The organism is Shimia sp. R9_2, from assembly GCF_017743735.1.
Taxonomy (GTDB): domain Bacteria; phylum Pseudomonadota; class Alphaproteobacteria; order Rhodobacterales; family Rhodobacteraceae; genus Shimia.
The window spans coordinates 838,358-852,010 of the sequence record NZ_JAGHRO010000002.1 but is presented as its reverse complement, the minus strand read 5'-3'; the positions used below and the strand labels follow the sequence as shown (position 1 = coordinate 852,010).

The 13,653-nt window shown below is 58.2% G+C and carries 13 protein-coding genes; 12 read left to right on the top strand and 1 reads right to left on the bottom strand.

Features of this window, described 5'->3' with window-relative positions; genetic code table 11:
• The 12 genes from J7400_RS08655 to J7400_RS08600 all read left to right on the top strand — a co-directional run.
• Positions 1 to 364: aldehyde dehydrogenase family protein (locus tag J7400_RS08655; RefSeq protein ID WP_209061978.1), on the top strand; the 364-nt coding region annotated here is incomplete at its 5' end.
• 31 nt (positions 365 to 395) lie between these two features.
• On the top strand, positions 396 to 1,646 hold the full coding sequence (locus J7400_RS08650; RefSeq protein WP_209061976.1) for an ABC transporter substrate-binding protein: 1,251 nt from the start codon (positions 396 to 398) through the stop codon (positions 1,644 to 1,646).
• 89 nt (positions 1,647 to 1,735) lie between these two features.
• A complete protein-coding gene (locus J7400_RS08645; RefSeq protein WP_209061973.1) occupies positions 1,736 to 2,629 on the top strand; it encodes a sugar ABC transporter permease in 894 nt (297 codons plus the stop codon).
• Positions 2,629 to 3,510, top strand: a complete 882-nt coding sequence (locus J7400_RS08640) for a carbohydrate ABC transporter permease (RefSeq protein ID WP_209061972.1) — start codon at positions 2,629 to 2,631, stop codon at positions 3,508 to 3,510. The genes J7400_RS08645 and J7400_RS08640 overlap by 1 nt, the downstream gene beginning before the upstream one ends.
• A gap of 6 nt (positions 3,511 to 3,516) precedes the next feature.
• Positions 3,517 to 4,629 carry an ABC transporter ATP-binding protein gene (locus tag J7400_RS08635; protein ID WP_209061970.1) on the top strand — a complete coding sequence of 371 codons (1,113 nt, stop codon included), beginning with the start codon at positions 3,517 to 3,519 and terminating at the stop codon, positions 4,627 to 4,629.
• Positions 4,629 to 6,122, top strand: coding sequence for a GMC family oxidoreductase (locus tag J7400_RS08630; RefSeq protein WP_209061967.1), 1,494 nt, complete (start codon positions 4,629 to 4,631; stop codon positions 6,120 to 6,122). The genes J7400_RS08635 and J7400_RS08630 overlap by 1 nt, the downstream gene beginning before the upstream one ends.
• On the top strand, positions 6,119 to 6,877 hold the full coding sequence (locus J7400_RS08625; protein ID WP_209061966.1) for a 3-ketoacyl-ACP reductase: 759 nt from the start codon (positions 6,119 to 6,121) through the stop codon (positions 6,875 to 6,877). The genes J7400_RS08630 and J7400_RS08625 overlap by 4 nt, the downstream gene beginning before the upstream one ends.
• Before the next feature lie 9 nt (positions 6,878 to 6,886).
• Positions 6,887 to 8,479, top strand: a complete 1,593-nt coding sequence (locus J7400_RS08620) for a GMC family oxidoreductase N-terminal domain-containing protein (protein WP_209061964.1) — start codon at positions 6,887 to 6,889, stop codon at positions 8,477 to 8,479.
• Positions 8,476 to 8,784, top strand: a complete 309-nt coding sequence (locus tag J7400_RS08615; protein ID WP_209061962.1) for a Dabb family protein — start codon at positions 8,476 to 8,478, stop codon at positions 8,782 to 8,784. Before J7400_RS08620 ends, J7400_RS08615 begins: the two co-directional genes overlap by 4 nt.
• 24 nt (positions 8,785 to 8,808) lie before the next feature.
• Positions 8,809 to 9,969, top strand: coding sequence for a dihydrodipicolinate synthase family protein (locus J7400_RS08610; RefSeq protein WP_209061960.1), 1,161 nt, complete (start codon positions 8,809 to 8,811; stop codon positions 9,967 to 9,969).
• A gap of 12 nt (positions 9,970 to 9,981) precedes the next feature.
• On the top strand, positions 9,982 to 10,989 hold the full coding sequence (locus J7400_RS08605; RefSeq protein ID WP_209061958.1) for a LacI family DNA-binding transcriptional regulator: 1,008 nt from the start codon (positions 9,982 to 9,984) through the stop codon (positions 10,987 to 10,989).
• A gap of 3 nt (positions 10,990 to 10,992) precedes the next feature.
• The gene (locus J7400_RS08600; RefSeq protein ID WP_348540149.1) at positions 10,993 to 12,240 is read left to right on the top strand and encodes a glycerate kinase; all 1,248 of its coding nucleotides are present in this window, start codon (positions 10,993 to 10,995) and stop codon (positions 12,238 to 12,240) included.
• Positions 12,241 to 12,278: 38 nt separating this feature from the next.
• On the opposite strand, the gene J7400_RS08595 is transcribed toward J7400_RS08600, so the two are convergent.
• Complete coding sequence (locus J7400_RS08595; protein ID WP_209061954.1) at positions 12,279 to 13,634, bottom strand: hypothetical protein; 1,356 nt, start codon at positions 13,632 to 13,634, stop codon at positions 12,279 to 12,281.
• Between the last annotated feature and the right edge of the window lie 19 nt (positions 13,635 to 13,653).

Genomic DNA, 13,653 nt, shown 5'->3' with positions numbered 1-13,653 from the left:
GAGCGCTCACATGGGGGCTGCACAAGACGAGATTTTTGGTCCAGTGTTGTCCGTGATGACATTTGACACGCTGGAGGAGGCGGTCACGTTGGCCAATGGCACGGATTACGGTCTGTCTGCTGGTGTGTGGAGCAACAATGTACACACCTGTCTGGCGTTTAGCCGTCGTGCCGAAGCGGGCACCGTTTGGACGAACACATGGATGGATGGATTTCCTGAGGTCACATTTGGAGGGGCCAAGCAATCCGGTCAGGGGAGAGAGATCGGACGCTATGGCTTTGAAGAATTTATGGAGGTGAAATCGGTTGTGATGCGGATCGGGAATACCCGGGCGCGTTGGGTGACCGACACAAACGACGAATAACGAAAGAAACTTCGCAGATTGGGAGGATAACATGCGAATTTTTACAAAAACTAAGGCCGCCGTTGTGGGCGCACTTCTGGCCAGCACCAGCATGGTGCAGGCTGCAGACGTTGAGGTGCTGCACTGGTGGACATCCGGTGGTGAAGCCGCCGCGCTGAACGTGCTGAAGCAGGATCTGGAAGGCCAGAGCGTGGGCTGGCAGGATATGCCGGTCGCCGGCGGTGGTGGTGAACAGGCGATGACAGTTCTGCGCGCACGGGTTACTGCGGGCAACCCACCAACCGCCGTACAGGCGCTGGGCTTTGATATTCTTGACTGGGCCAACCAAGGTGCTTTGGCGAACCTCAATGACGTGGCTGCCAAAGAAGGTTGGGACGAGGTTGTCCCTGATGCGCTGAAGGCATTTGCCAAAGCGGACGGCAAGTGGGTCTCTGCACCGGTGAACGTGCACTCAACAAACTGGGTCTGGGCCAACAAAGCCGTGCTGGACGCCAATGGCATTGCGCAGCCAACCTCATGGGATGAGTTTGTGTCTGCCGTTGAAGCTCTGAAAGCTGCTGGCGTGACACCGATTGCTCATGGCGGTCAGGCCTGGCAGGACGCTACCGTGTTTGACGCCGTAGCAATGGGCGCGCTTGGACCGGATGGCTACAAAGCCGCTTTCATCGATCTGGACAGCGAGACCCTTGGCAGCGACGCCATGAAAACAGCTTTTGATCGCATGGCATTCATCCGAGACAACGTGGATGACAACTTCTCCGGCCGTGACTGGAACCTTGCGACAGCTATGGTGATCAACGGCGAAGCTGGCTTCCAGATGATGGGCGACTGGGCAAAGGGTGAATTCCTGAACGCCGGTAAAGTACCGGGCGAGGATTTCCTGTGCTTCCGCTTCCCTGGCACGGCGGAGCAAGTAACGTTTAACGCCGACCAGTTCATGATGTTTGATCAAGGCGGCGAAGTTTCCTCCGAGCAGGCCGCGCTCGCAAGCGCGATCCTGTCGCCAAGCTTCCAGTCCGCGTTCAACGTGGTGAAAGGCTCCGTACCAGCGCGTACCGATGTCTCTGACGCCGACTTTGATGCCTGCGGCAAGCAGGGCATGAAGGATCTCGCTGCGGCAGCTTCCAGCGGCAATCTGTTTGGTTCCATGGCGCATGGCCACGCGGCCCCGGCCTCTGTCAAAAACGCGGTTTATGACGTGGTGACAGCGCATTTCAACGGCGAATACGACAGTGAAACTGCCGTGCGAGAGCTGGTGGATGCGGTGGATATCGCGAAGTAATCCAAAGGGTTACCTCCCCAGGCGGGGCTGTCACTTTTGGCCCCGCCACCTAAAACGGACTTATCTACTTTCCCAATGGAGGTCGCGTCATGGCGCAGACTGCTGAGGCGGATTTCAAAACCCGTCTACAGAATTGGATTCCCAAACTGGTGCTTTCGCCCTCGTTGGCTGTGATCCTGGTGTTTGTCTATGGGTTTATCCTGTTCTCCGTTTATCTGAGTTTCACCGACAGTCGTTTGTTGCCGTCTTATGGCTGGGTTGGCTGGGAGAACTACTCCAAGCTTTGGCGTCTGAGCCATTGGGAGATTTCGCTGACAAACATGGGCATATTTGCCCTGCTTTATATCACGCTTTGCACCGCCATTGGCTTGGGACTTGCGATCTTTCTGGATCAGAAAATCCGCGGAGAGGGTCTTTTGCGTCCCCTCTACCTCTATCCGATGGCGCTGAGCTTTATCGTGACTGGAACGGCCTGGAAGTGGTTCCTTGATCCGGGGATTGGGCTGGAAAACGTGATGCACACTTGGGGTTGGGAAAGCTTCAAGTTTGACTGGATCAAGAACCGGGACTTTGCGATTTACACCGTGGTTCTGGCCGCTGTCTGGCAGACTTCCGGGTTTGTGATGGCGATGTTCTTGGCCGGATTGCGTGGGATCGACAATGAGATCCTGAAGGCGGCGCAGATGGACGGCGCCAGCAATTGGAACCTGTATCGCCGCATCATCATTCCGCAGCTACGGCCCGCGTTTCTCTCGGCCTTTGTGATCCTGAGCCACTTGGCGATCAAAACCTTTGATCTGGTGATCGCGCTGACCGGCGGTGGGCCGGGGCGGGCCACGGAGCTTCCTGCGACCTTCATGTATTCCTACACGTTTACGCGCAACCAAATGGGTATTGGTGCGGCGTCTGCCACCATCATGCTGATGGCGATTGCCTCGATCATGATCCCCTATCTTTACTCTGAACTGCGGGAGAAACGGTGATGTCTGTTGCGACCCAAGACACAGCGATCCGCACAGGGCGTTTCACGCGCACGCTGATCTATGTGGTGCTGATCCTGTTTGCCTTGTTCTACCTGCTGCCGCTTTACGTGATGCTGGTGAACTCTGTGAAACCGCTTGATGAGATCACCGGTGGTGGCATGATGAGCCTGCCTGATGCTTTCACGCTTGAGCCGTGGAAACAAGCCTGGGCGAGCGCGCAGATCGGTGTGGAGCCAACCGGCCTTAAGCCCTACTTCTGGAACTCCATCAAGATGGTGGTCCCTGCAGTGGCAATTTCCACCGTGCTTGGCGCGCTGAACGGCTATGTCCTCACCAAATGGCGTTTTAAAGGCGATACGATCCTTTTTGGCCTGATGCTCTTTGCCTGCTTCATTCCATTTCAGATCGTTCTGATCCCTATGGCACGGATGCTGGGGCTGATGGGGCTCGCCGGGTCGACCTATGGTCTGTCCTTTGTGCACATCGTGTTCGGCATTGGTTTCACCACGCTCTATTTCCGCAACTACTACGCGGTGTTCCCAACCGAGCTGATCCGTGCGGCGCAGATTGACGGGGCGGGCTTCTTTCAGATCTTCTGGCGCATTCTGTTGCCAAGCTCCGGCCCTATCGCGGTGGTGAGCGTGATCTGGCAGTTCACAAACATCTGGAATGACTTCCTGTTTGGGGCATCCTTCGCGGATGCGAGCAGTCAGCCGATGACCGTGGCACTCAACAACCTCGTGCAATCGAGCACGGGCGTCAAAGAATACAACGTGCATTTTGCCGGGGCGATCCTGGCGGCGATGCCCACTCTCTTCGTTTACATCGTGGCCGGACGGTACTTCGTGCGCGGCCTGATGGCGGGCTCAGTTAAAGGATAAGACGTCATGGGCTTTCTCGACATTGATAAGGCAACCAAATCGTATGGTGCCATCGAAGTGCTGCACAATGTGGACATCTCGATTGAGGAGGGTGAGTTCCTTGTGCTCGTGGGGCCATCGGGGTGCGGTAAATCCACTCTGCTCAATATGATTGCCGGGCTGGAGGACATCACCGGCGGCGAAATCCGGATCAAAGATCGGGTGATGAACGGGGTTCATCCCTCCAACCGCAACATCGCGATGGTGTTTCAGAGCTACGCGCTCTACCCAAACATGACCGTTGGGCAGAACATCACCTTTGGTCTGGAAATGCACGGTGTGCCAAAGCCAGAGCGTGAAAAGGCAATGCACGATGTGGCAAAGCTCTTGCAGATTGAGCAGCTGCTGGATCGCAAGCCCGGCGCACTTTCGGGTGGGCAACGGCAGCGGGTCGCCATGGGGCGCGCATTGGTGCGGGATCCGGATGTGTTCCTGTTTGACGAGCCGCTGTCAAACCTTGATGCAAAGCTGCGCGTGGACATGCGCACGGAGATCAAGAAGCTGCACCAGAAGCTTGGCACGACGATTGTTTATGTGACCCACGATCAGATCGAGGCGCTGACACTGTCGACACGGATTGCGGTGATGAACGGCGGCTACGTTCAACAGCTCGGCACGCCGCAAGAGATCTATGATAACCCTGCCAATATATTTGTGGCGACCTTTATGGGCTCTCCCGCGATGAATGTGGTGCCTGCCAAGGTCGTCATGCAGGATGGGCGCCCCGCGGCGCAGGTCGCGTTGGCTGACGGAAGCCCGGCAATCCTGCCATTCAGTCAGGATAATCTGGCCCCGTATGAGGGGCGCGAGATCCTGTTAGGTATACGTCCAGAAACCATCACTGATCCTGACAGCGCGGACCGCAAATCCAGCAATACCGCGGAGCTCACCAACCGCATTGATGTGACAGAGCCAGCGGGGTCTGATACTTTTGTGTCGATGCAACTTGGCGGGCGCGACGTGATTTCACGTATGCGGTCCGATGTGCCGGTGGCTGCCGGGCAGCAGTTTGCCTTCGCCGTCAACATGGAGAAGGCGGTTGCGTTTGATCCTGATACCGAGATGCGGATTGCCCCCTAATGGACGCGGATGTGGTCATCATCGGCTCGGGTATTGGCGGTGCAAGCATGGCGGCAGCTTTGGCGCCGAGCGGTAAGCGCATTGTTGTGCTGGAACGTGGCGAAAGACTGTGCCCGAGCCCGCAAGACCGAGACGCCAAGGCCATCTTTGGTCAGGGGTACTTTCGGCCGGATGAAACCTGGCTGGATGGCGCGGGCTGCGCCTTCTCGCCGGGGAACTACTACAATGTGGGTGGCAATTCGAAGTTTTATGGCGCGGTGATGCTGCGCTATCGGGAGGCAGATTTCCGCCCCATTGTGCACATGGAAGGCACCACGCCGGGATGGCCGATTTCTTATGCGGATCTGGCGAAAGACTATGCCGCAGCCGAAGCGCTTTTTGAGGTGCGCGGGGCGGCAGATGAAGATCCAACGGATCCGGCGCGCTCAGGTAAGCTGCCCTATGGAGCGGTGCCGGACGAAGCTGACATTGCCGATTTGCGCCGCCGCCTGAAAGGCGTCGGGTTGAAGCCGGCTTCGTTGCCGTTGGCGGTGGATATTGAGACTTGGCTGGCCCATGGGCAGACCACTTGGGATGCCTATCCCAATACCTGCGCGGGCAAGCAGGACGGTGAGACCGTGCTGATGAAGGCCAGCGCTAAGGGGCGTATTGCGCTTTGGACGGGTTGTGATGTGCAGCGACTGGAGATCGGCACGGACGGCCGCGTTTCAGCCGTACACTATCGGCAGGAGGGCAGAGACAAGCGGATCGCCGCGCCGTTGGTTGTGCTGGCGGCAGGTGCCGTGCGCTCGGCGGCGCTGTTGCTTTCGTCTGCCAACGACAATTGTCCCACTGGCGTGGCGAACCGATCTGATCAAGTTGGACGTAATTTTATGAACCACAATTGCAGTGCGGTCTTGGCATTGCATCCGCTGCGCCGCAACCGGTCGATCTATCAGAAGACGTTGATGGTGAATGACTACTACCATGATGACGGGGAAGGGGGGGCGCCTCTGGGCAATGTGCAGTTGCTTGGCAAAATCACTGGGCCGATTTTGTCGGCGACGTCGGGGCTGCCCAATCTTCTTGCCAATTGGATCGCCACGCGGAGCTTTGATTTCTATGCGATGAGTGAAGATCTGCCGCGTTCTGATAGCCGCGTCACGGTCAAGAATGGGCAGATCAGTCTGGTGTGGCAACGCTCCAACTGGGCGGCACATGAGGCTTTGGTGAAGCAATTGAAAGCGAAACTGCGGCAAGCAGGGTTTCCCGTGGTGTTGAGCCGCGCTTTTGACCGGTCTAACCCATCCCACCAATGCGGCACAGCCCGCATGGGCACTGACCCGGCGAAATCCGTTGTGGACAGCTTTGGGCGCAGCCATGACCATCCCAATCTCTTTATCACGGATGCCTCCATTCTGCCGACCTCTGCGGCGGTGAACCCGGCGCTGACGATTGCGGCCCTTGCCCTGCGTGCCGGTCGGTATATCGCGGAAACGGAGTTTGCGGCATGAGTGGCCTTGCGCTGATAACAGGTGGTCAACAGGGTATCGGACTTGGCATTGCTCAAGCGTTGCAGGGGGCGGGCTTTCGCATCGCTATTGCGTCTCTGCCTGAACCGGATGCGCCTGCAGTGCAGGCTGGACTTGCGGCGCTTGATGGAGAGGCTGTTTATTTCCCTCATGATGTCAGTGACATCGCGGCCATCCCGCGACTGCTTGATCAGGTGGAGGTGGCGCTGGGACCGGTCACCGCATTCGTGAACAATGCGGGCGTTGGGGCTCCCGTGCGCGGTGACTTGCTCGATTTGCAGCCAGAGAATTGGGATTTTGTGCAGAACATCAACCTGCGCGGGGCGTTCTTTCTCGCGCAAGAGGTTGCGCGCCGCATGGTGACACAAGGCGGAGAAAGCTATCGCTCGATCAGTTTTGTCACCTCGGTAAGTGCCGAAATGGCCTCTCCTGAGCGGGCCGAATACTGCGTGTCCAAAGCGGGGGCGTCGATGGTCGTGAAGTTGTTTGCGGCCCGTTTGGCGGCAGAGAACATCGGCGTTTTTGAGATACGCCCAGGCGTGATTGCCACGGAAATGACGGCGGGCGTGAAAGACAAATACGACGCGCGGATCGCAGATGGGCTGATCCCGGCGGCGCGCTGGGGCAAGCCTGCAGATGTCGGCCAAGCGGTGGTGCCGCTGGCGACGGGGCAGATGGCATATTGCAGCGGATCGGTGATCGCCGTGGATGGCGGTCTGTCGATTGCGCGGCTTTGAGGAACGGACATGAAGACGGACTTTGATTTCATCGTTGTGGGCGGCGGCTCCGCCGGGTCGGTGATTGCTGCGCGGTTGAGTGAGGTGGCAGACGTGTCGGTGCTGCTGCTTGAAGCAGGCAGGACGGATCGCCATCCGTTTTTTCACCTGCCAGCCGGATTTGCCAAGATGACCAAGGGCATTGGCAGCTGGGGATGGACGACCGTTCCTCAGAAACACATGAAAAATAAAGTGTTTCCCTACACGCAGGCCAAAGTGATTGGTGGCGGGTCTGCCATCAATGCGCAGATCTATACCCGGGGTGCGGCGCAGGATTATGACGATTGGCGTCAGATGGGATGCGAGGGCTGGGGCTATGACGATGTGCTGCCTTACTTCCGAAAGTCTGAGGACAACGACACCCACAACAACAAGTTTCACGGGCAAGGTGGCCCGCTTGGCGTAAGCCAGCCCGCCGCGCCGCTGCCGATCTGTGATGCGTTTATCGCGGCGGGTGGTGAAATGGGTATCCCGGCAGCGGGTGACATGAATGGCGAGAAACAGGATGGGGTGGGCTACTACCAGCTGACACAGCGCAATGCGCGGCGCTCTTCTGCTGCGATGGCCTTTCTGGCGCCCAATCGCAATCGGCCGAATTTGACAGTGCGCACCGGGGTTCAGGTGCGCCGGCTGTCGGTCGAAAAGACGCGGGTGACCGGTGTCGAGTTGATGGATGGCACCAAGCTGCGCGCGGCGCGCGAGGTTGTTCTGTCTTCAGGTGCCATAGGGTCGCCGCGATTGTTGCAGCTGTCAGGGATAGGAGCGGCAGATGCGCTGTCTGATTTGGGTATTGAGGTGCAGCTCGACCAACCAAACGTGGGCGCGAATTTGCAGGATCATCTTGATCTCTATGCGATTTGCGAGGTGAGCGGACCACACACCTATGATCGCTTTGCCAAGCTGCATATGTCTGCCTTCGCTGGGCTGCAGTATCTGTTTGCGCGCAAAGGGCCGGTAGCGAGCAGCCTGTTTGAGACCGGTGGATTTTGGTACGCCGATGAAAACGCGCGCTCACCTGATATTCAGATGCATCTCGGGCTGGGCACAGGCATTGAGGCGGGTGTGGCGGCTATGCCAAACGGCGGTGTAACGCTGAACGCTTGTTTTCTGCGGCCCCGCTCGCGCGGATCGGTGCGCCTGCAGAGCGCTGATCCGACCGATGCACCGTTGATCGATCCGAATTACCTGGCCGACCCTTATGACCGGGAAATGTCGCTGCGCGGTTTGCAGCTGGTGCGAGACATCCTCGCGCAGGATGCGCTCAAGCCATATATTCTGGCGGAGCGTTTGCCGGGGCCGGAGGTGCGTACCGAGCAGGACGCGTTTGAATTCATCTGTCAGCATTCCAAAACCAGCCACCATTGTGCGGGCACGTGCCGCATGGGGCCGGATGAGGCGGCTGTGGTGGATATTCGTCTGCGATTTAACGGGCTGGAGGGGCTGCGTGTGGCGGATGCCTCGATCATGCCAACCGTCAACTCATCCAACACCAATGCACCATCCATCATGATCGGCGAGAAGGCCGCCGATATGATCAAAGAAGATCAAGGGCTTACAACATGATCAAACATATCGTTCTGACCCGGTTCCGCTCCGACGTGTCTGAGGACACCATTTCGGAGATCTATGCGGGGCTTGCAGGTGTGACTGTGCGGCTTGAAGGGGCCTCAGGCTTTCATGGAGGCCGGTCAACCAGCCCGGAGAAGATTGAACGTGGCTACATGCACGGTTTCACCATCGATTTCGACAGCTTTGAGGATCTGGCAGCTTATTCCGAAGATGAAGAACACAAGCGTTGGGGCGCGGAGATTGTTGCGCACGCTGAGGGCGGGCTCGATGGGGTGCTGGTGCTGGATGTGGAGGCCTGAGCCGATGATCGGAGGAGTGATGTCATGCTAAAGCTGCCAACGCAGGATGGGAGCATTGAGGATTATCGTCTGCACGGAAAACCGCTTGTGCCGCGTGCGCCCAAAGTTGCGCTGACCCGCACGGCCTTTGCAGCGGCGCATGTGGTGCCAGATCCGGTCGCGGAGCGAGATCCCTGGACAGGCCGTCCGGCGGTGGATTGGGACACCACTTTGGCGTTTCGCCAAGGTCTCTGGGATCAGGGACTCGGTCTGGCGGAGGCCATGGATACGGCGCAGCGTGGCATGGGCGTTGACTGGGCCACTGCACGTGAGTTGATCGAGCGCACAATGGTGGCAGCCAAGGCGCATTCGCAAAAGCCGCGCGTGGCCTGCGGTGCCGGGACCGACCATTGTGAGCTGTCTGAGCTGACCACTTCGGAGGCCATCACCGCCGCTTACGAGCATCAGGCAGAAGTCATTGAGGCGGCCGGCGGGCAGTTGATTTTGATGGCGACCCGGGCGTTGCCGGCAATCGGTGCGGACAAAGAGGTTTATCACAAGGTTTATCGCCGCCTGATCGATGGGGCTGCGCAGCCTGTCATCCTGCATTGGCTGGGAGACATGTTTGATCCCGCGCTCAAAGGCTACTGGGGCTGTGACTCTGTTGAGGCTGCCAGTGACTTTGTTCTGGAGCTGATTGGCGAAAATCACAGCCAGGTTGATGGCATTAAGATCTCTCTGCTGGATCAGGCGCATGAGGAGGCCTTTCGGGCGCGGCTGCCTGAAGGCGTGCGTCTGTATACAGGGGATGATTTCAACTACGCACCACTGATTGAGGGGGATGGCACACATCACTCCCATGCGCTGTTGGGGATTTTTGCCGCCATCGCTCCGGCGGCCAGTCAGGCGCTTGAGGCTTTGGCGATGGGCGACATGCACCGTTACCATGCTTTGTTGGCACCGACAGTTCCTTTGTCCCGCGAAATCTTCCGAGCACCAACGCGATTTTACAAGGCCGGCATCGCCTATCTTGCCTGGCTCAATGGCGCGCAGAGCCATTTCATTATGCCGGGTGGGTTTCAGGGGAGCAGAGATATCACGCATTATGCAGAGGTGTTTCGCCTGGCCGATGCTGCAGGGCTGCTTTCGCAGCCGGAATTGGCGGAAACCCGCATGAAAGCCTTGCTTTCCCTGCATGGTATCTGACACCTAGCGGCCATGGAGCGCAGACCGACGATCAAAGATGTGGCCCGCGAGGCTGGGGTGTCAAAATCCACCGTCAGCCTCGTGTTGCAGGGCAGCAGTTTGGTGAAGTCCGAAACGCGTGAGCACGTGCAAAAGGTGATGGCCGAGATCGGTTATGTTTATAACCGTGCCGCGGCGAAACTGCGTTCCGGTTCAACCGGTCTGATTGGTCTCGTGATCAATGATCTGCGCAACCCGTTTTTTTCTGAGCTTGCAGCCTCCTTGCAGCGCAGTCTGAGTCAGCAGGACTATGCGGCTGTGGTTGCCAATACCGAAGAAGATCCAGCCCTGCAGCAAAAGATGATCAATGCGTTGATCGAGCACGGTGTGTCTGCCTTTGTGATCTGCCCCACCTATGACGACAGTGGGCAGGCCTTGGAGCCGATCGCGCGGGCAGGGCTACCTGCGATGCAGGTGTTTCGGCGCGTGGATAATCGCTTGGATCAGTTTCCCTTTGCCGCTCCGGACTATGCCGAAGGCGGGCGGCTGGCGACCGAGCATTTGCTTGCGCAGGGGGCGAAACGGATTGCGTTTGTCGGCGGGCTTGACGGGCGGCCTGTCACGCAGGAGCGCGTGTCAGGATATCTCAAAGTGATGGAAGAGCGTGGCCAGCAGCCGGTGGTCTTGACCGGGGCTGCCACAAGACAGTTTGGACGCGAACAGGCACAGGTGCTCAAAGAACGGTTTCCCGAGGTTGATGGGGTCATTTGCTTCAATGACTTGGTCGCGCTTGGGCTCGTCGCATCTGCCTCAGCGCAGGGACGTGTGATTGGAGCGGGATTAAGGGTTGTCGGCGTCGATGACATCGAAGAATGTGCGCATAGTGCACCGCCGCTGAGCTCGGTGAGCTGCCGTATCCCCGAATTTGCCACCCATATCAGCGATGCGCTGCTGGGGTGGCTGACCCAAGGTCCGGCGCCTGCGCCTGACGTGCGCACACCCGTGTCACTGATGGTGCGGGCCTCCAGTGGAGAGAGCTAAGTGATTGATGACCCGAATGACTTCCTGAGAGCGCTTTTTGCCAAAGCTGTGGCTGTTGCCGATCCTATGGCGGCGCTGCCGGACGCATTGCCCTCCAAACCGTCAGGTCGGTTGATTGTTGTAGGTGCTGGCAAGGCGAGCGCGCGGATGGCGGAGGCTTTGGAAGCGGCGTGGGGTCCCTGCGAAGGGCTGGTGATCACGCGCTACGGATATGAGCGCCCTTGTGCAGGCATTCGGATCGCCTCGGCCGCCCATCCGGTGCCAGATACCGCCGGGGAAGCGGCGACGCTTGAAATGCTGGAGCTGATGCGTGGACTTGGCGCCGAGGACACGGTGATCTGTTTGGTTTCGGGAGGTGCGTCCTCGCTCTTAACAGCGCCTGTTCCGGGTGTGACCTTGGACGAGTTGAAACAGGTAAACGCGGATTTGCTGGCGTCAGGTGCGCCAATTTCAGCGATGAACGCGCTGCGCAAGCATTTGTGCCAAGCCAAAGGTGGTCAGTTGGCCGCGGCGGCATATCCTGCCAAGGTAGTGTCTTTCCTGATCTCGGATGTGCCGGGCGATGAGCCGGGCATGATCGGTTCTGGCCCCACGGTTGGAGAACCCTCGGATTTGGATGCCGCACTGGCAGCGGTTGCGCCCTTTGGTGTGACTTTGCCCAAACATGTTGAGGCGGCGGCACGTGCGCATGCTGGCGTTGTGGCGCTGGATGATGCGCGTCTTTCGACCACGGAAAATGTGCTCTTTGCCTCGCCGATGCAGTCGCTTCTGGCAGCCAAGGCGGTGGCGGAAGACGCCGGTTGTACAGTGGAGATTTTGGGCGATGCCTTGGAAGGCGAAGCGCGTGGGATTGCCGCAGAGCATGCTATTCTGGCGAAAGAGCGAGCCGCGACAGTCACGGAGCCTTTGCTTTTGTTGTCTGGTGGGGAGCTTACGGTGACGCGACGGGGTGACGGCGTGGGTGGCCCAAATGCGGAATATGCGCTGGCACTTGCCGCAGCTTTGGATGGCGCGCCACAGATTCACGCGCTGGCTTGTGACACGGATGGTGTCGATGGGGCAGCGGAGGTGGCCGGGGCGGTCATTTCGCCGAGCACTTTGACAGAGGCAGAGGCGCGTGGTGTTGATGTGGCAGAGGCCTTGGCGATCAATGATGCGCATGGGTTCTTTGCCAAGCTGGATACACAGGTTGTGCCGGGCCCGACATTGACCAACGTGAATGATTTCAGGGCGATTTTGATCACCCCGTAATGTAAATGCGCCGCAGAGAGGTCTTCGGCGCTTTCTGTTTACTTGAGGTAGTCCAGCCAAGGGCTTTGTTCAGCAATCATATGATCCACCAAGGCTCCCATGCCTTTGGATTTGGTCACTACCGGATCAACGAGCAGAGCCTGCACCACGAGATCCCGACTGCCTTGCAGGATGGCTTCGGCGGTCATGTCGTGGATGCCAATCTGGTTGGACAGAAGGCCGCGCACACCGGCTGGGATATCGATCGAAATGCCGTGCAGCCCGTTGGTGTCGATCATCGCCGGAACTTCAACGCAGATCCACTTTGGCAAGTTGGTGATGAAGCCCTTGTTTGGGATGTTGACGGCGGCCTCTTCGTAGGCTGGCGCGCCTAGCAGGGCTTCCATGATGGGGACCACGCGCTCTTTCAGAACAGGTTCGATCACCGGGTCTGTTTTGCCGAGGAAGTTGCGGTAGTAGGTGTAGAAATCCAAAATGCCCTGATGGTCAGAGCAGTCATGTGCCCACTGGATGTATTCGCCAAAGTGGCTGTCATAGGTGATTGGCAGCGCGCCGAATTTCTCAAGGATTTCGGCAAACAACCAGCGGTCAGACCATGGGCGAACAGTGTCGATCATGCTCAGGTCGATGTCCATCCAACCCTCTGTTTCAATCGACGTGCCGGTTTTGCGCGAAGCTTGCAGAATCTCTGAGTAGCCTGGCATTTCACCGAAGTAGTCTTCAGCCTTGGCGCGGACATCCTCATAGGCGTCCGAGCCATCTTTGACATAGGTGCAATCCGTCATCACCGAGAAGTGGTTTAGTCCACCTGCTCGATAGGCAATGTCAGCGCGTTCAACGCTCAATAGCGGCGCGAGGTGACGCTCCAGAGACGCGATTTCGTGGCACATGCCCACAAAGGTGAGCTCTGGGAATTTTCGGTGCACTGTCGTGCAGATCCGGCTCATGGGGTTGGAATAGTTGAACACCGTGGCGTCAGGACAGATGTCCATAACCTGCTGGCAGATGTCGAGAATTGGCGGGATGATGCGCAGGCTGTGAAACAGACCGCCGGGGCCGCCGTTTTCACCGTAGACCTGTTGAATGCCGTATTGTTGCGGGATCTTCCAGTCCATGTCCCAAAGGGCAAAACGGTCGCCAACCTCGATAGAGATGACGACAAAACGTGCGCCTTTGAGCGCTGCGGGAAGATCTGTGGTTGCGGTGAGCGCATGCTTGAGATTGTTGGCGGCGACATAGTCCTCAGCTATTTTCAGCGTGCGTTGGGCAGCGTCCAGATTGATGTCATGCAAGACAATCTCGGCTTGCTCCAAATGAGTGCTTTGGAAAATATCGCCCAGCATCCCGGTGCCAAATTGCAGGCTGCCCGCCCCCACGAGTACGATTTTGGTCATGCGTTTATGTCCTTTGAGA